15 protein-coding genes are annotated in these 18,405 nt (G+C 59.9%); 9 read left to right on the forward strand and 6 right to left on the reverse strand.

The features are described 5' to 3' along the window. Positions 1-8 precede the first annotated feature (8 nt). Positions 9-2,375 (forward strand): glycoside hydrolase family 31 protein, encoded by a 2,367-nt coding sequence (locus tag FHU12_RS02615; RefSeq protein ID WP_141967227.1) that lies wholly within the window; start codon positions 9-11, stop codon positions 2,373-2,375. 3 nt (positions 2,376-2,378) lie between these two features. On the opposite strand, the gene xseA is transcribed toward FHU12_RS02615, so the two are convergent. Continuing rightward, positions 2,379-3,755, reverse strand: a complete 1,377-nt coding sequence (xseA, locus tag FHU12_RS02620; RefSeq protein ID WP_055312720.1) for an exodeoxyribonuclease VII large subunit — start codon at positions 3,753-3,755, stop codon at positions 2,379-2,381. Between the two features lie 170 nt (positions 3,756-3,925). Between xseA and guaB the strand changes: the two genes are divergently transcribed. The 4 genes from guaB (at position 3,926) to FHU12_RS02645 (ending at position 7,853) form a co-directional block, all read left to right on the forward strand. After that, a complete protein-coding gene (gene guaB / locus FHU12_RS02630; protein ID WP_033635581.1) occupies positions 3,926-5,389 on the forward strand; it encodes an IMP dehydrogenase in 1,464 nt (487 codons plus the stop codon). Positions 5,390-5,490: 101 nt separating this feature from the next. Beyond that, entirely contained in the window at positions 5,491-7,068 is a 1,578-nt protein-coding gene (gene guaA / locus FHU12_RS02635) for a glutamine-hydrolyzing GMP synthase (protein ID WP_019452367.1), read from the forward strand. Between the two features lie 193 nt (positions 7,069-7,261). Then, entirely contained in the window at positions 7,262-7,489 is a 228-nt protein-coding gene (locus FHU12_RS02640; protein WP_025303897.1) for a type II toxin-antitoxin system Phd/YefM family antitoxin, read from the forward strand. Positions 7,490-7,520: 31 nt separating this feature from the next. Further along, the gene (locus FHU12_RS02645) at positions 7,521-7,853 is read left to right on the forward strand and encodes a type II toxin-antitoxin system RelE/ParE family toxin (protein WP_025303896.1); all 333 of its coding nucleotides are present in this window, start codon (positions 7,521-7,523) and stop codon (positions 7,851-7,853) included. 75 nt (positions 7,854-7,928) lie between these two features. Here FHU12_RS02645 and FHU12_RS02650 read toward each other — a convergent pair whose 3' ends face one another. Then, a complete protein-coding gene (locus FHU12_RS02650; protein ID WP_141967233.1) occupies positions 7,929-8,291 on the reverse strand; it encodes a winged helix-turn-helix transcriptional regulator in 363 nt (120 codons plus the stop codon). Between the two features lie 122 nt (positions 8,292-8,413). On the opposite strand from FHU12_RS02650, the gene FHU12_RS02655 reads away from it, so the two are divergent. Next, on the forward strand, positions 8,414-9,247 hold the full coding sequence (locus tag FHU12_RS02655; RefSeq protein ID WP_141967236.1) for an enoyl-CoA hydratase/isomerase family protein: 834 nt from the start codon (positions 8,414-8,416) through the stop codon (positions 9,245-9,247). Between the two features lie 14 nt (positions 9,248-9,261). Here the strand turns inward: FHU12_RS02655 and FHU12_RS02660 are convergent, their stop codons facing one another. Then, positions 9,262-11,043, reverse strand: a complete 1,782-nt coding sequence (locus tag FHU12_RS02660) for a hybrid sensor histidine kinase/response regulator (protein WP_141967238.1) — start codon at positions 11,041-11,043, stop codon at positions 9,262-9,264. Then, the gene (locus tag FHU12_RS02665; protein WP_141967240.1) at positions 11,040-11,672 is read right to left on the reverse strand and encodes a response regulator transcription factor; all 633 of its coding nucleotides are present in this window, start codon (positions 11,670-11,672) and stop codon (positions 11,040-11,042) included. The genes FHU12_RS02660 and FHU12_RS02665 overlap by 4 nt, the downstream gene beginning before the upstream one ends. 175 nt (positions 11,673-11,847) lie before the next feature. Here FHU12_RS02665 and FHU12_RS02670 point away from each other — a divergent pair, with 175 nt between their 5' ends. Then, the gene (locus tag FHU12_RS02670; RefSeq protein ID WP_025303891.1) at positions 11,848-12,162 is read left to right on the forward strand and encodes a putative periplasmic lipoprotein; all 315 of its coding nucleotides are present in this window, start codon (positions 11,848-11,850) and stop codon (positions 12,160-12,162) included. A 195-nt stretch (positions 12,163-12,357) separates the two neighbouring features. After that, complete coding sequence (locus FHU12_RS02675; protein ID WP_141967242.1) at positions 12,358-15,420, forward strand: autotransporter outer membrane beta-barrel domain-containing protein; 3,063 nt, start codon at positions 12,358-12,360, stop codon at positions 15,418-15,420. A gap of 922 nt (positions 15,421-16,342) precedes the next feature. On the opposite strand, the gene rluF is transcribed toward FHU12_RS02675, so the two are convergent. Continuing rightward, positions 16,343-17,212 carry a 23S rRNA pseudouridine(2604) synthase RluF gene (rluF, locus tag FHU12_RS02680; RefSeq protein ID WP_141967245.1) on the reverse strand — a complete coding sequence of 290 codons (870 nt, stop codon included), beginning with the start codon at positions 17,210-17,212 and terminating at the stop codon, positions 16,343-16,345. A 212-nt stretch (positions 17,213-17,424) separates the two neighbouring features. On the opposite strand from rluF, the gene FHU12_RS02685 reads away from it, so the two are divergent. Next, a complete protein-coding gene (locus tag FHU12_RS02685) occupies positions 17,425-17,805 on the forward strand; it encodes a putative T6SS immunity periplasmic lipoprotein (RefSeq protein ID WP_141967248.1) in 381 nt (126 codons plus the stop codon). 63 nt (positions 17,806-17,868) lie between these two features. On the opposite strand, the gene FHU12_RS02690 is transcribed toward FHU12_RS02685, so the two are convergent. Beyond that, the gene (locus tag FHU12_RS02690; protein ID WP_089195504.1) at positions 17,869-18,318 is read right to left on the reverse strand and encodes a winged helix-turn-helix transcriptional regulator; all 450 of its coding nucleotides are present in this window, start codon (positions 18,316-18,318) and stop codon (positions 17,869-17,871) included. Between the last annotated feature and the right edge of the window lie 87 nt (positions 18,319-18,405).

The following is an 18,405-nucleotide window of genomic DNA, read 5'->3' on the forward strand; positions in this document are numbered from 1 at the left end:
GGATATTTATGAAAACCTTGAAAAATTGGACGCTGGCGGCGCAGCATGCCGACCACGTTGAGCTGCTGGTCGATGAACGCCACCGTTTCTGCCTGTACGTACTGGAAAACGATCTGTTCCGCGTGCTGATCAAACGTGAGGGCGAGCTGGCGCTGGATCGCACCTGGAGCATCGCGCCGCAGGAGGATGTGCCCTGGGAGGGGCGCGATCGGCTCAGCGTCGCCGGTTTCAGCCTGCCGGGCTATCAGCTGCGCCAGGAGGGCGATCGGCTGGTGGTCAGCACGCCGTGGCTGCGCGTGACGGTGCATCAGCCGCTGTGGTTGGCGTGGGAGTATTGCAATGCCGCCGGCGAGTGGCGGCCGCTGGCGGCGGATCGGCCGACCAGCGCCTACCTGCTCAATGCACACGGCGACGGCGTGGCGCACTACCAGCGGCGTTTTGCCGATGAACGCTATTACGGCCTGGGGGAGAAAGCCGGCGATCTGGAACGCACCGGCCGCCGCTTCGAGATGCGCAATCTGGACGCCATGGGCTACAACGCCGCCAGCACCGATCCGCTGTACAAACACATTCCGTTCACCATTACCCGTGGGCCGGAGGCGAGTTTCGGCCTGTTCTACGATAACCTGAGCAGCTGCTGGCTGGATCTGGGCAACGAGATCGACAACTACCATACGGCCTATCGCCGCTATCAGGCCGAAGCGGGCGATCTGGATTACTACCTGTTCCTCGGGCCGAAGGTTTTGGACGTCACCAAGGCCTTCGTGCGCCTGACCGGCCGCACCCACTTCGGGCCGAAGTGGAGCCTGGGCTACAGCGGTTCGACCATGCACTACACCGACGCGCCGGACGCCCAGCAGCAGCTGCAGCAGTTCATTGCGCTGTGCCGTCAACACGCCATTCCCTGCGACTCTTTCCAGCTGTCGTCGGGCTACACCTCGATCAACAACAAGCGCTACGTGTTCAACTGGAACTACGACAAGGTGCCGCAGCCCAAGCTGCTCAGCCAGGCGTTTCACGACGCCGGCCTCAGGCTGGCTGCCAACATCAAGCCGTGCCTGCTGCAGGATCACCCGCAGTATCAGGCGGTGGCGGCACAGGGGCTGTTTATCCGCGATTCGCAAAGCGACGCGCCCGAGCGCTCCAGCTTCTGGGACGACGAAGGATCGCACCTCGACTTCACTAACCCGGCGGCGGTGCGCTGGTGGCAGCAGGGCGTCACACAGCAGCTGCTGGAGATGGGCATCGACTCGACCTGGAACGACAACAACGAGTACGAAGTGTGGGACGGCGAAGCGCGCTGCCACGGCTTCGGGCGGCCGATCGCCATCAAGCACATCCGCCCGGTGATGCCGCTGCTGATGATGCGCGCCTCGATGGAGGCCCAGCAGCGCTTCGCGCCGCAGAAGCGGCCGTACCAGATCTCGCGCTCCGGCTGCGCCGGCATGCAGCGCTACGTGCAGACCTGGAGCGGCGACAACCGCACCAGCTGGCAGACGCTGCGCTATAACATCCGCATGGGGCTGGGCATGAGCCTGTCCGGGCTGTATAACCTCGGCCACGACGTCGGCGGCTTCTCCGGCGACAAACCGGACGCGGAGCTGCTGGTGCGCTGGGTGCAAAACGGCGTGATGCATCCGCGTTTCACTATCCACTCCTGGAACGACGACGCCACGGTCAACGAGCCCTGGATGTACCCGGCCGCCACCCCGGCGGTGCGCGAGGCGATCAACCTGCGTTACCGGCTGCTGCCGTATTTCTACACCCTGCTGTGGCAGGCCTGCGCGGACGACGAGCCGATGCTGCGCCCGACCTTCCTCGACCATGAACTGGATGCGCGCACCTTCGGCGAGAACGACGATTTTCTGATTGGCCGCGATCTGCTGGTGGCCAGCGTGGTGGAACCGGGGCAGCGCCGGCGTTCGGTGTATCTGCCGGACAACGGCGAAGGCTGGTACTGCTTCTACAGCGGCCAGTGGTTCGGTGGCGGCCAGACGGTAACGCTGGCGGCGCCGCTGGAGCGTCTGCCGCTGCTGGTGCGTGCCGGGGCGGCGCTGCCGCTGTCGCAGCGGCTGGCGCATGTGGACGTGGCCGCCGACGATCGGCGCGAGCTGCGGCTGTTTCCGCTCAAGGGCTGCGGTGCAAGCAGTGGGCTGCTGTTTGAGGACGACGGTGAAAGCGACGGCTGGCGTCAGGGTGATGCGCTGTGGCTGCACTGGGAAATGCGCTGCGACAATCAGCGCATAATGCTGGATATCACGACGGAAGGGCGTTTCCGCCCGGCCTGGCGCACGTTGGCGCTCAGCCTGCCGGAAGGCGAAACGCGCGCGCTGTGGGTGAACGGCGAACCGGGCGAGCGTTTTACGCTGGAGTAGGGGTTACTCAGCCGCGCGTTTCTTGCGCGGCTTCTTGGCGACGGTGATGGTTTTCACCTCGCTTTCCACCCAGCCATCCTGCAGGCGGGTTTTCAGCAGTTCGCCGACCTGCGCCTGCTTGGTGGTTTTCAGCAGCTCGCCGCGCGGGGTTTGCGTCACGCTGTAGCCGCGCGCCAGCGTCGCCAGCGGGCTGACGGTCTCCAGCTGGCTGCAGGCCACGCCGAAGCGCTGGCGGTAGGCGTTGAGCTGCCGCTCCATCGCCTGCTGCAGGCGGTATTCCTGCTGCTGCACGCGCTGTTGGTAGCGGTGAATGCGGCCCTGTGGCTGCACCTGCGCCAACCGCTGCTGGGCGCGTTCGCTGCGGCGGGCGGCCAGGCGCAGCTGTTGCTGCATGCCGTCTTCCATCCGGCGCTGCAGCTTGAACAGCAGCGTCTGCTGGCGCGCCAGGCGCAGATGCGGATGCTGCTGCTGTAAACGGTGGTGAATGCGGGTGAACTGCTGCTGGCGCTGCGCCAGGTAGTAATCCATCGCCATCTCCAGCCGCTGCTGCTGCGACTGCAGCTGGCGCAACAGCTCAAGCTGATTGCGGCTGACCAGTTCGGCGGCGGCGGAAGGGGTCGGCGCGCGCAGATCGGCGACGAAGTCGGCGATGGTGACGTCGGTTTCATGGCCGACGGCGCTGACGATCGGAATACGGCTGGCGAAGATCGCCCGCGCCACGCGTTCGTCGTTGAAGCTCCACAGATCTTCCAGCGAACCGCCGCCGCGGCCGACGATCAGCACGTCGCATTCATCGCGGCGGTTGGCGGTCTCGATGGCGCGCACGATCTGCATCGGCGCTTCCGCGCCCTGCACCGAGGTGGGGTAGATGACGATCGGCAGCGACGGATCGCGCCGCTGCAAGACCTGTAGAATATCGTGCAGCGCCGCGCCGCTGGCGGAGGTGATCACCCCGACGCGTTTGGCCGGGGCGGGCAGCGGCTGCTTGAATTGCTGATCGAACAGTCCTTCGGCGCTCAGGCGTTGTTTCAGCTGCTCGAACTGTTGCTGCAGCAGGCCGTCGCCGGCGGGCTGCATGCTCTCGGCGATCAGCTGGTAGTCGCCGCGCGGTTCATACAGCGTGATGCTGGCGCGCACCAGGACCTGCTGGCCGTTTTGCGGCCGGAAGGTGACGCGGCGGTTGCTGTTGCGGAACATCGCGCAGCGCACCTGGGCGCGGTCGTCTTTCAGCGTGAAATACCAGTGGCCGGAGGCGGGCTGGGAGAGGTTGGAGATCTCGGCGGAGAGCCAAATCTGCCCCATTTCCATTTCCAGCAGTTGGCGAACCGTCTGATTCAGGCGGCTTACGGTAAAAATGGAAGGCGAAACAGGTAGCGACATGTGACCCAGATCAAATTTCAAAACAATCACTTAATTGGTCGATACTACATGGCTGAAAAAGGTAATCAAGACTTTTTGTAAGAAAGTGCTGGAGGCAACCGATTCCGCTCTGTATAATGCCTCGGCAATATTTTATCTTTTTCACAGCCCACCCTGGTGAGATATTGCCCATGCTACGTATCGCTAAAGAAGCTCTGACGTTTGACGACGTCCTCCTGGTTCCAGCCCACTCCACGGTTCTGCCTAACACCGCAGAGCTCGGCACTCAACTGACCAAAACCATCCGCCTGAACATCCCTATGCTGTCCGCAGCCATGGATACCGTTACCGAATCCGGCCTGGCCATCGCGCTGGCACAGGAAGGCGGCCTGGGCTTCATCCACAAAAACATGTCTATCGAGCGCCAGGCTGAAGAAGTCAGCCGCGTGAAGAAGCATGAAAGCGGCGTAGTTACCGACCCGCAGACCGTTACCCCGTCCACCACGCTGCAGGAAGTGAAAGAGCTGACCGCGCGCAACGGCTTCGCCGGTTACCCGGTCGTTACCGAAGACAACGAGCTGGTCGGCATCATCACCGGCCGCGACGTGCGCTTCGTGACCGATCTGACCCAGCCGGTCACCGCGGTCATGACGCCGAAAGATCGCTTGGTCACCGTGAAAGAAGGTGAAGCGCGCGACGTGGTGCTGCAGAAGATGCACGAAAAGCGCGTAGAAAAAGCGCTGGTGGTGGACGACAGCTTCCACCTGCTGGGCATGATCACCGTTAAAGACTTCCAGAAAGCGGAACGTAAGCCGAACGCCTGTAAAGACGAGCACGGCCGTCTGCGCGTGGGCGCGGCGGTCGGCGCCGGCGCCGGCAACGAAGAGCGCGTTGACGCGCTGGTGGCGGCAGGCGTTGACGTCCTGCTGATCGACTCCTCGCACGGCCACTCCGAAGGCGTGCTGCAGCGCATCCGCGAAACCCGCGCCAAATACCCGGATCTGCAGATCGTCGGCGGCAACGTCGCGACCGCAGCGGGCGCCAAAGCACTGGCTGAAGCCGGCGTGAGCGCGGTGAAAGTGGGTATCGGCCCTGGCTCTATCTGTACCACCCGCATCGTGACCGGCGTGGGCGTACCGCAGATCACCGCCATCGCCGACGCGGTGGAAGCGCTGGAAGGCACTGGCATCCCGGTTATCGCCGACGGCGGCATCCGCTTCTCCGGCGACATCGCCAAAGCGATCGCCGCGGGCGCATCCTGCGTGATGGTCGGCTCCATGCTGGCGGGCACCGAAGAATCCCCGGGCGAAATCGAGCTGTATCAGGGCCGTTCGTTCAAATCTTACCGCGGCATGGGCTCGCTGGGCGCGATGTCCAAAGGCTCTTCCGACCGTTACTTCCAGACCGATAACGCCGCCGACAAACTGGTGCCGGAAGGTATCGAAGGCCGCGTGGCCTATAAAGGCATGCTGAAAGCCATCGTGCACCAGCAGATGGGCGGCTTGCGCTCCTGCATGGGCCTGACCGGCTGCGCCACCATCGACGATCTGCGCACCAAGGCGGAGTTCGTGCGCATCAGCGGCGCCGGCATTCAGGAAAGCCACGTGCACGACGTGACCATCACCAAAGAGTCGCCGAACTACCGCATGGGCTGATGCCTTAACCTCTCCTGAGTGAGAGGCCGGGGTGGGGCGCCAAGCCCCATCCCGAAACACACATTTTCGCTCTTTTTCTCTTGTTGCTGGAATTCGCCTCAATGACACAAAATATCCATAAGCATCGCATCCTGATACTGGACTTCGGTTCGCAATACACCCAACTGGTCGCCCGCCGCGTGCGCGAAATCGGCGTTTACTGCGAACTGTGGGCCTGGGACGTTAGCGAAGAGCAGATCCGCGAATTCAACCCAAGCGGCATCATCCTGTCCGGCGGCCCGGAAAGCACCACCGAAGCCGGCAGCCCGCGCGCCCCTGACTACGTGTTCAATGCCGGTGTGCCGGTGCTGGGTGTGTGCTACGGCATGCAGACCATGGCGATGCAGCTGGGTGGCCATGTGCAGGGTTCCAACGAACGCGAGTTCGGCTACGCGCAGGTGGAAATCGTCAAAGAGAGCGCGCTGCTGCGTGACATCGAAGACGCCATCAGCCCGGCCGGCAAACCGCTGCTGGACGTGTGGATGAGCCACGGCGACAAAGTGACCGCGATCCCGTCCGACTTCGTGACCATCGCCAGCACCGATACCTGCCCGTTCGCCATTATGGCCAACGAAGAAAAACGCTTCTACGGCGTGCAGTTCCACCCGGAAGTGACCCACACCCGCCAGGGCCAGCGCATGCTGGAGCGTTTCGTACTGGACATCTGCCAGTGTGAAGCCCTGTGGACCCCGGCCACCATCATCGAAGATGCGGTCGAGCGCATCCGCGAGCAGGTGGGTGAAGACCACGTGATCCTCGGCCTGTCCGGCGGCGTTGACTCCTCCGTGACCGCGATGCTGCTGCACCGCGCCATCGGCAAACGCCTGACCTGCGTGTTCGTCGACAACGGCCTGCTGCGCCTGAACGAAGCCAAGCAGGTGATGGAAATGTTCGGTGACCACTTCGGCCTGAACATCGTGCACGTCGAGGCGGAAAACCGCTTCCTGACCGCACTGGCGGGCGTGGACGAGCCGGAAGCCAAGCGCAAGATCATCGGCCGCGTGTTCGTTGAAGTGTTCGACGAAGAAGCCTGCAAGCAAGAGCAGGTGAAATGGCTGGCACAGGGCACCATCTACCCGGACGTGATCGAATCCGCCGCTTCCGCCACCGGCAAAGCGCACGTGATCAAATCGCACCACAACGTGGGCGGCCTGCCGAAAGAGATGAAGCTGGGCCTGGTCGAGCCGCTGAAAGAGCTGTTCAAAGACGAAGTGCGCAAGATCGGCCTGGAACTGGGCCTGCCGTACGACATGCTGTTCCGTCACCCGTTCCCGGGCCCGGGTCTGGGCGTGCGCGTGCTGGGCGAAGTGAAGAAAGAGTACTGCGATCTGCTGCGCCGCGCCGACGCCATCTTCATCGAAGAGCTGCACAAAGCCGACCTGTACAACAAAGTCAGCCAGGCGTTCACCGTGTTCCTGCCGGTGCGTTCGGTCGGCGTGATGGGCGACGGCCGCAAATACGACTGGGTGGTCTCCCTGCGTGCGGTAGAAACCATCGACTTCATGACCGCGCACTGGGCGCACCTGCCGTATGACTTCCTCGGCCGTGTCTCCAACCGCATCATCAACGAAGTGAACGGCATCTCCCGCGTGGTGTACGACATCAGCGGCAAGCCGCCAGCGACGATTGAGTGGGAATGATTTGACACTTCCCGCAGCCTGTTCGTAACTAGGCCGAAGTGACTGAAACCCTCTGTTTTTACAGAGGGTTTTTCTTTATATGGCCATATCTTTTCCGCCATGTCTCCAGCCTTGGGTAAAGCCGAACATTGTTTGTGGTCTAAATATGGTCTATATTCAAACCTTGGTATGATTGATAGCGCCTGGGGGCACGATGAAAGTAGAGACCATCAGCTACGTTAAAAAAAACGCGGCCACGCTCGATCTCTCTGAGCCTATCTTGGTCACGCAAAATGGGGTTCCCGCCTACGTGATAGAATCCTATGAGCAGCAGCAGGAGCGGGAGAACGCCATTGCTCTGCTGAAATTGCTGACGCTGTCAGAGAAAGATAAAGCGGAAGGGCGCGTGTTCTCGAAGGAACAGCTGTTGAATGGGCTTTAAGCATTACAGTGCTCAACATTAAGGGATTGCAATGGAACAGCAGGTGACCTTTGAGTACACGCTTACGGTAAAGCACTGCATCGATACAATAGTGAACCATCTCCGTCGCGTTGATGTCGAACCGCGCCCGGTTATCGCAGATATTCTCACTCAATTTGAGAGCATCATTGGCCAGTTCCCGCAGGGATGCCAGATTTGCCCTGAGCTGCTCAAAATCGGCTGCGCAAAGTACCGGGAGTTTAATCATGCTGGCGGTTACCGGGTTTTGTATTCCGTAGACGGAAGGTTGGTAACAGCACATGCGATTTTGTCACATCGGCAGGATATCCAGCAGCTGCTGTTTAAGCGTCTGATCATGCCCTGATAGCCCGTTCGATTGCCTAATTCCTGTTTTCCGACAATGATGCGGCCTTCAATAATTGGAACAGGAGGAACCGCATCACTCGCCCTGCTCATCATACTTACGTTGGCACTCCTGAATCGCCTCAATATTCCCTAACGTCCAGTCGAACAGTATAGAGAACGGCCCCTGCAGGGATTTGCCGAGCGGCGTCAGCGAATACTCGACGCCAAGCACCCGCCCGTCCAACACTTTGCGATGCACCATGCCGTTGCGTTCCAGCTTGCGCAGGGTCTGGGTCAGCACGCGTTGTGTGACGCCATCCAAACGGCGCTTGATGGCGTTGAAGCGCTGCGGTTCACGCAGCACTTCCAGCACCATCATGGACCATTTATCGGCAATCTGATCGAGGACGATGCGGCTTGGGCAGTCGGCGCGGTAAACAAGGTCGGTCTTATCCATCGGTATCCTCCTGCATCCCTGGGATGCTTAAGGTGCGTAATTGACGCCAGGTATGCAAAGTATACCATTCGACACACGGCGTGAAAAACCCGCACTTGTACCCCAGGTAAAAGGACATTGAGATGACAGATACAGATTTCAGCAAGCTCAGGCTGTCTCATGCGCACGGCGTGATGACGATCGCTATCGATAACCCACCGGTAAACGTGCTTGATGTGGCGCTGATGTCGGAAATCAGCCGTTTATTGCTCGCGGTGCGTGACGATCCGGATACGCGGGTGTTGGTATTCCAGAGCGCGAACCCAGCGTTCTTTATTGCTCACGTCGATATGACCTTGATCGATGATCCGCACGCTTTCGACGAACTGGCGAGCAACGCGCCGGAGGGGCTAAATCCGTTCCAGGCGTTTGGCGAGCTGCTGCGCAGCCAGCCGCAGGTCACTCTCGTTAAGCTGGCCGGGCTGGCACGCGGCGGCGGCGCCGAGTTTGTGGCGGCGGCCGATATGGCTTTCGCTGCAAGGGAAGCTGCGGGACTGGCCCAGTGCGAGGCCTTGATGGGCATTACGCCCGGCGGCGGTGCGACGCAGTATCTGACCAGCCGAATGACGCGTGGCCGCGCTCTGGAGGTGATCCTGGGCGCCGATCTCATCGATGCCGCTACCGCAGAACGTTATGGCTGGATTAACCGCGCCTTGCCTGCTGCCGAGCTGGATGATTTCGTCGATCGGTTAGCACGCAATATCGCGGCATTACCTGTGGGCGTGATTGCGGCGGCCAAGCAGGCGATGCCTGCACCGGATCTGCAGGCCGGTTTTTATCGCGAGCACGACGCCTGGGCGGGATTGTTCGCACGCCCGGCCGCGGAGCGGTTGATCCGCGGTGGGCTGAAGGCCGGTGCGCAAACCCCGGAAGGGGAGCGCAACCTTGAAGGCCTGCTGCGGCATCTTGCCCGCTAAGGCACCGCCTCGCGCTAGCCGGCCCCCCACTGCGTCAGCAGCGCGTGCAGCCTGGCCGGCTCCAGCGGCTTGCGCAGCACCAGATAGCCTTCCTGCTCGGCCTCTTGCAATATCTGCGAGTTGAACTCGCCGCTGACCATCGCGCCGCTCACGTCCGGCAGGCGTTCGAACAGCGCTTTCAGGATGTCGAAACCGCTCTCGCCGGAGCGCAGGCGCTGGTCGCACAGCACGGCGAACGGCGTAAAACCGTCCTCGACAATGGCGAAGGCTTCCTCGGCGGAGGCCGCGCAGCGCACGGTGATGCCCCAGGTGCTCATCAGGCTCTCCCAGGCGGAGGTCACCAAGGGATCGTCGTCCACCACCAGGCAGGCGCCGCGCAGCGGCGCATAGCGGATAGGCGTGGCGGTGTTGTCGTAGGCGGCCGCGGTGTCCGGCGCTTTGTCTTCGCCGATGTATTGTGTGAAGCGCATCCAGAAGCGCGAACCTTTGCCTTCGACGGAGTGCATGCCGTACTTCACCTTCATCAGTTTGGCGCAGCGCGCCACCACCGCCAGCCCCAGCCCGTGGCCGGCGCTGTCGATTTTCCACGCCAGTTCGGGGCGGTAGTAAGGGGAGAAGATTTTGCTTTTCTCTTCATCGGCGATGCCCACGCCGGTATCCCACACTTCCACCAGGCACTCGGCGCCGCGCGGGCGGATGGCGATCAGCACGCCGCCCCGTTGCGTGTAGCGCAGGGCGTTTTGGATCAGGTTGATCAGCGATTGCCGCACCAGCAGCGGATCGCCCATCACGCTGATACGCCGTCTGGGCCGCCAGGTGCGCAGCGCCAGGGCGCGGCTGTTGGCCTCTTCGCGGAACAGGGTGATCACCGAGTCGAGCAGGGCGCTGATATCCACATGGGTGGCGGCGGTGCGCACGTTGCCGGATTCGATCTTGCTGAGATCGAGCAGCGAATTGAACATCAAATGCACCGAACGCACGCTTTGTTGCAGATCCAGCAACTGCGGCATCAGGCTGTCGTCCCGGTTTTTGTGGATGATGGCTTCGATCAGAAAGCCCATGGCGTGCACCGGCTGGCGCAGATCGTGGCTGGCGGTGGTCAGGAACTGGTTCTTGTCCAGCAGCGCCTGTTCCGCCTCCTCTTTAGCCTGGCGGAACTGCTCCGCCAGGCGCGAGCTTTGTTCTTCGAGCAGCGCCTGCTGAATAAAGAACGCATGCGAGGTTAATGCGTGGCGATAAATGGCGAAGCCGTACAGCAAGTTCAGCATCAGCACGATGAACATCACGTCTTCCAGCCGCCAGATGATGCCGATGTTCAGCAGCCCCCAGGAGGCGAAGAAAAAGCGGGTAAAGGTGCTGATGACGGGCGTCAGGTGCGTTGCGTTGGCGGCGACGATCGCGGCGATGCTGATATTGAGCAGCAGAAAAAAGTCAAAGTTATGGGTCTGTGGGGTAATTAAATAGAGTGATGAGATCCCCAGCCCGTGAATAAAGGCCACCTTATTAATGCGCGGCAGCCAGCGGCGCAGCACGGTGTCTTCATCATTTTCCTTGGCCTCATGCAGGTAGCGACGATGTCCTATTCGGATCGCCACGGCGCATAGCAGGTAAACGATGATCCAGGTAATGGTTGGGCCGAGTTCATCACCCAGCAAATAAATCCAGATGGCGAACGGGATGCCGACGAAAGGCACGGCGGTGAAGCTGAACACCAGCCGCATGAAGGTGTTGTCCAGCAGGCGGATCTGCGCGCGTGGAGAGATGCCATCATTTTGTAAATGCTGGAAAAACCTCATGATGATGGATCCCGTTTACCGTGCAACAGCGTGATGGCTTCCACCCGGCTGTTGACGCCGATCTTTTTCAATATATTGCTGATATGCTCTTTGACGGTGGGTTCGGAAATAGACAGTTGCGTCGCAATTCTTTTATTTGGCAGGCCGCGCAGCATCATGGTTAATACGTCTAATTGCCTTGGCGTTAAATTAAATTTATTTAAATGTTCATGGTTGTTTTTTATGACGGATTCATTCCCTTCAGGGAACCATTCCTGATTATTATTCAGCGCAAAAACCGCCCTGGCGAATAATTCTGGCGGTTCATTTTTCAAAACGAACCCATGCCCTCCGGCATTGTTCACTTTCTGCCAGATATCGTTATTCTCGTCGCCGCTGACCACCAAAAGGCGCACCTGCGGATAACGTTGTTTTACTTCTTTTAGTAATTTCAACGCAGTACCGGAAGAGAGCCAAAAATCAATCACCAGTAAACGCGGTGGGCCATTTTCCCTAATATGGCGGTAGCAATTCTCTTCATTGGTCACCACATGCGCCTGTTTGAATCGGCAATGCGTGCTGAGAAAATTGGCGATGCCGCTAGCTACCAATGGATGGTCATCAACGACCAACGCATAATCCTGCCCCAAAGGATTCTCCTTTCGCCTTCAAATATCAGATAGGTCTGATGAATTATTATCAACCCTCCCTACTTTAGGAGGGTTTTTTCGTTTAGGAAAGGGAAATATATTATTCGAGGATTTGGATAAGAGAAAACATAAAGCCAATCGGTAATTTTAACTGATTGGTTATAAAGGATAATTTATGAAGAAACCACTTATCGCTTTAACCGTTACGATGATGATAGCCGGTTGTTCCACCCTGAAAACCGATCAGGCCATTCCATTACTGCAGGCGGAAACCGCCAAAATGTTGGGCCTGGGTTCATCGGACGAAATTACCGTGACCAATGTGAATGGTGCACAGCCGGATGCGCTGGGCGGCCAAAAACTTTCTTATCGCGCCACCACGGAAAAAGGCCGTATTTTTGATTGCTCGTCGCTGATGATGCCGGGAATTTTAGGTTCCTCACCGTCGCTGAGTGCGCCGACCTGTACGCCGGTAGTCACGCATAAATAATTCGCTTTGGGGGCGGTATTACCGCTTCCTGGTTTTCCATCGTCGGAGCGCCAGCGCCGGGGGGCAATAAGCTTTTGCTTCGACGATCACTAAACCGGCGTGCGCGGAATAACGCCTCACACCTCCTCTAGCGCAGTGAGTTTCCCTATAACAAGACATTCCGCGACATCACGCTAACGAGTACGGAGATAGCCCGTGAATGACAAGACATCGCACCCTTTAGCGGTTAAAACACCGCTTTCCAAACTTTACCTCGCTCTATTTTCTGCGCCGCTGTTGATGCTGGCGCCCGCCGATATTGCTCGTGCAGACGATGCCATTTTTGACGGCGACTCAAAAATTACCGAATCATTGGCCTACACCGGGGACGTTTACGTCGGCCGCAATCAAAGCGGCAACCTGCTGATCGAGAATGGCAAGATCAGCGCCTATAACATCAATATCGGCCGGATGTTCAACGGCCAAATTCATGAGAGCGTAGTCACGGTCCGCGGGCCGAACGCCGAGCTGAACGCGGTGAACGATCAGTTCGTGCTGCGTGGCGGCCTGAATCTGGGGCGGGGCACCTTGCGGGTTGAAGACGGCGCGCTGGCCAGCGCGAAAGAGATCGTGGTCGGCACCACCCGCGGCTACGACAGCCACCTGATCGCCACCGGCGCCGGTTCTCGCGTCACCAGCAATTTTCTCAGCGTCGGCACCGACTTAGGGGCACGATCCACGCTGGCGATTGAAGACGGCGCGGTGCTGAACACCGCCTTTGACGCGCGCATCGGTAATGGCAGCGGGCCGGGCGAGACCGATACGCTGAGCCCGAAAGCCACGGTCACGGGGGCCAATTCCCAATGGAACGTTGGCCGCGCGCTCACGCTTTACGGCGATCTGGACGTGCTGAACGGCGGCGCGGTCAACGTCGGTAATATTCAGGTGGCGGGCGTCTCCGGCGCGCGTAAAACCGCCGAGCTGACGATCGCCGGCAACGGTTCACGGTTTACCAGCGGCAGCAGCGTCAACGTCGGCGATTACGGCAATGGCGTGTTGGCGGTCATGGACGGCGGCACATTCTCCGCCGGCGGCAACGACGTGGTGCTGGGCGAGACCGGTTCCGGTTCTAACCGCGGCGCGCTGATTATCGGCAGCCGCGGCAACATGGATACCGGCACCGGGTTGACCGAGCCGACGCTCGGCGCGGCGGGCGCTGCAGGCACTATCGATGCCCAGACGGCGATCGCCCTGCGGGGCGGATTGTTCCGCAGCTATGTGTACTTTAACCATACCGACGGCAATTACGTCTTCAGCAACAAGATGAGCGGCGAAGGCGAGGTGATCAACACCGCCGGGCACACGACGCTGAACGGCGATCTCACTGGCCTGCAGGCAAACGTCACCGCGCGCGGCGGTAAGCTCATCATCGCCAGCGACATCAATACCCAGAAAGAAGACGATATCTTCGAGATCCAAACCCTCAGCGCCGAGAACGGCGGCACGCTGATCCTCAATGCGACGGCGGGTGCCGACGTCAATAACGGGCAGGGCTACAGCAGCGCCGCGTCGATCAAGGCCGGCGGCACGCTGGGCGGCAACGGCACGCTGGGCCAGACCGAGATCCAGTCCGGCGGCCATATCTCGCCCGGCGACGGCAATATCGGCACGCTGACGCTGAAACGCTACCTGAATTTTATCGGCGAATCCTTCTATGACGTCGATATCGCCGGCGATGGCCGCAGCGACCAACTGCTGGTGGCGGGCAAAACCACCATCAGCGATCGGGCCAAGGTGCAGGTGACGGCGCTGGATCCGCAAACCAGCTATAAAACCGGCCAAAGCTACCGCATTCTGACCTCGGACGGCGGCATTGACGGCCAGTTCGCGGCGGCGGTCTCCAAGTCTGCCTTCCTCGATGTGGCGTTGAACCACAGCGCCAACGCCGTGGATCTGACCATTGCGCAGAAAGACACGGGCGGTGAAAACCCTGGCGGCGAGAATCCGGGTGGAGAAAATCCAGGCGGTGAAAACCCGGGCGGCGAGAATCCGGGTGGGGAAAACCCAGGCGGTGAGAATCCAGGGGGCGAGAATCCGGGTGGGGAAAACCCAGGCGGTGAAAATCCGGGCGGAGAGAACCCGGGCAGCGGCAAGCCGGGCATTTTCCAAACGGTGGCCGAGAGCAGCAACCAGTGGAATACCGCCGGTGCGCTCTCGACTCTGGTGCAGAGCGGCCCTTCGCTGGCTCTGTATAACTCGCTGCTGCTGCTGAGTGCGCCGGAAGCGCGCGAGGCGTTCAATCAGCTGTCCGGCGAAGTCTATCCGTCGATGCAGTCTAACCTGATCGCCGGCAGCACCCAGCTGTTCAACGTGCTGAACCAGCGCATGCTGCGCCTGTTCGACAATGACAGCCTGCCGGTACCGCCGTTGGCGATGTCGCTGGTGCAACCGGCGCAGGCGCAAAACAGCGGCGTCTGGGGACAGACCTTCAGTTCCTGGGGCAAAAACAGCGGCAACGGCAACGTGGGCAAGCTGGATGGCAACACCACCGGCTTCCTGTTGGGGGCGGATCGCAAGCTGGCGGACCATAACGTGCGCATCGGCGGCTACTTCGGTTACAGCCGCGGCGACTACGACGTCGACAGCCGCCGTTCCAAGGCCGATACCGACAACTACCACCTCGGCCTGTATGCGGCGGGGCAGCAGGATGCGTTCTCGCTGCGCGGCGCGCTGGGTTACACCTGGCACAAGATTGAAGGCAAGCGCAACGTCGATTTCAGCGGCTTCTCGGATCGGCTGAAGTCGGACTACGACGCCAACTCGCTGCTGGCGTTCACTGAAGCGGGTTACCGTTTTGGCCAGCCGGAGATGAACGTCGAACCGTTCATCAACCTGAGCTATATCCGCCTGCATACCGACAGCTTCCAGGAGTCGGGTGGCGCGGCGGCGCTGAGCGTGCGCAATGAAACGATGAATACCTTCTACTCTACGCTCGGGGTGCGCGGCGTGACCGAGCTGCCGAAGAATGTCAGCCTTTACGGCTCGCTCGGCTGGCAGCACGCCTACGGCGATAAGAACACCTCATCGCGCATGGCGTTTGCCGGCAGCGACGCGTTCGTCACTCAGGGCCAGGCCGTGGATGACAACGTAATGGTGGGCGATATCGGCGTGAGCGTGAAGCTGTCGCGCGCCGCGACGCTGGATGTCGGCTATCAGGGGCAATTCGGCGCCGATACCCGCGTCAATTCGGTCAACGCCAACCTGCGCTGGTCGTTCTGATTTTTCCTCTAGACTTCTCTGGTACTTGCAGGCCCGCTTGATGCGGGCCTTTTTTATGGTGAGAACTCAGTGGCGGCCTGCGACTGACTTTTATGATAAAAAAGCCCGCGCAACGGCGCAATGCCGCTCACTTAAGCCTGAGTGGCATTTTTTTATCCAGCCTCTGGGCGTTCTGTGCAGGGGGAATTGCCGTAAATGTCCCGCATTTCTCTGCGGCCAATATGAACGGCAATTGGAGGGGCCGATGGCGCGGCCCCTCCACCCGCGCCTTCGCTTAACACCATCTGTCCGCTACGCGGAAATTACTCGGCCCATCCTGGGCCTCGCCCCTTCGGGGCCGCTGCAAGCAGCGTTCAAATCTGCTCCCGGCAGATTTGTCCTCGCCGCGTCTGCGTTGTCGGGCGGGTCGGCTGCGACAAACGTCCCTGTTAGTCTCGCCTCAACCGGCCTTCCCTGGCCGGTTGACCCTGACAACGCCGTCTTGCTCGGCAGACGGTGATGCGCGCTAAAGGTCAACACCTGAGCTGGCTGCTACCGGGAAATCTGTCGCTTATGAGCTTCTGGTAGAGAAGTTGGAGATGAGCGCGGTGTTGGGCGCCCTTGAAGACGCCGAACGCAGGCATAGCGCATTAGGCGAAACCGCCATGGACGGCGGTTTCAGGTGAGACAGGCAGGGACGCCTGTCGCAACCGGCCTCAATGCGGTATGGCGGAGGGAGGGGAGTTGGCAAAGCCAACCGTCTGATAGGGCAAAGGCGCGGGTTGCCAGGGGGCGCGCCTTCGGCCCCTGGCTCGGTCGAGGTGCGTGAGCCACATGGGGCATCTCACTTTTATCGACCGAAAATGTCACGAACGCCTGCAGAAAAACGCTAACTGATCAGCATTGCGCACAACGGCGGGCTTGCGAGAAGCGCGAGCGGGGGTTAACGCCCTTTTTTCTTGCGCCCTGGCTGGGCAAAGCGCTTGCGGCCGGCCGGTGCAGCGGCTTTGTCGGCGCTTTTGGGGCCGCCGGCGCTCGGTTTTTTCGCCGCGGCGGATTTGGCCGGGGCCTTCTTCGCCGGCTTTGCCTCGGACGAGGAGCCTTCAATCAGTTTGAACAGCTCGATCAGCTCGTCATCGGTCAGATCGCGCCATTCGCCCAGCGGCAAGCCTTTCAGGCCGACGTTCATGATGCGCGTGCGTTCCAGCTTGGTGACCTCGTAGCCGAAGTGTTCGCACATGCGGCGGATCTGGCGGTTCAGCCCCTGTACCAGCGTGATGCGGAACACGAAAGGCGCCTCTTTCTTCACCTTGCACTTTTTGGTCACCGTGCCCAGCATCGGCACGCCGGCGCCCATGCCGCGAATAAACTCGTCGGTCACCGGCTTGTTGACCGTCACCAGATACTCTTTCTCGTGATTGTTGCCGGCGCGCAGGATCTTGTTGACCAGGTCACCGTGATTGGTCAGAAAGATCAGCCCCTGCGAATCCTTGTCCAAACGGCCGATCGGGAAGATGCGTTTGCTGTGGTTGACGAAGTCGGCGATGTTGTCGCGCTCGCCGTCTTCGGTGGTGGTGACGATGCCGACCGGCTTGTTCAGCGCGATCAGCACCAGATCTTCTTCATTGCGCGGTTCGATCAGCTGACCGTTAACCTTCACCACATCGCCGGCAAATACCTGAGCGCCCACGGTGGCGCGTTTACCGTTGATGAAAACGTTGCCCTGTTCGATGTATCGATCGGCGTCGCGGCGTGAGCAGATACCGCTCTCGCTAATGTATTTGTTCAGACGAATGGATGAGTTAGTCAGCATGGGATCTCCGTAAAACGCGGACTATACATTACCCGGATGACGCTGCGAAGCGAATCGTTAAGGCTTCCGGACGTGATTCACGTTAGACGTTAAGGTATAGATTCTTTTTTTAAGCAGGTTAGGATAATAAAACAATTCAGACAGCGATGAGTGAGCATTAGTCGATAGGGAGCCTCTGCGGTATACAGAGCCGCGTATAAGGAATGGGTAGCATGAAAAAATATGTGGTTCTATTCACGGCCTGCTTCCTGGTCGGCTGTCCGGGGCCTGGCGATAAGCTGACTCCGCGCTTCTCCGCCGTCGTCACTGCCAAAGATAACCATGTCTGCATTCTTTCTTCTATGAAGGCGGGGGATAATATTCGCTTCGTTCAGATTTATAGCGAATCAGGCGATAAGCTCATTAAAGCTATCGATAATGACGTTTTCTTCGTTGAGCCGGGGAGGTGCATGCCGGTATTCGACTATGCTTTTCGGCCAGGGAAGTGTTATTCCGTCGCCTACGATATACAGACACCCGAAGGTTCGCATTTGATTACCGCCGCATTCATGGTTGTCTCCGACGAACGGGGCAACCTGAGGGTTAACGATTAACGTATTTCCTCATGATGGCAGGCGGTCTGGTTCTTCACATTATTAATGGGTATTCCCTATAATCTACCGTTCCTCCACCTTCACCACCCGGGTATTCAGCGGGGTGAGCGTTTGCCCGGCGTTGCCGATCGGCGTCAGGCGCGGGACGGGGCGGCCGCTGTCGCTTTCCACCAGCGTTGAGTGCGCTTCTCCCTCGGCGAACAGATGATCTTCCCCCCACTGGCGCAGGCCGACGATCACCGGAAACAGCGCGCGGCCTTTCTCGGTCAGTACATATTCCTGATAGGCGCTGCCGTCTGCGGCGGGCACGATCTCCAGCACGCCGTGCGTCACCAGCGCGCGCAGGCGGGTGGCAAGGATGTTCTTCGCCATCCCCAGCCCTTTTTGAAATTCGCTGAAGCGGGTGACGCCGTCGAAGGCGTCGCGCACGATCAGCAGCGACCACCAGTCGCCAATCACATCCAGCGTGCGCGCCACCGGGCAGGGCGCGTCTTCCAGGCTTTTACGTTTCACGGCGGTTATCTCCAGCTGCATATTCTGGTTGCATTATAAAACCTCTGCACCTAAAGTTCATTGGGTTTAATAATGAAACCAGATTGA

It is taken from the genome of Serratia marcescens (genome assembly GCF_006715005.1).
Lineage (GTDB): Bacteria > Pseudomonadota > Gammaproteobacteria > Enterobacterales > Enterobacteriaceae > Serratia > Serratia montpellierensis.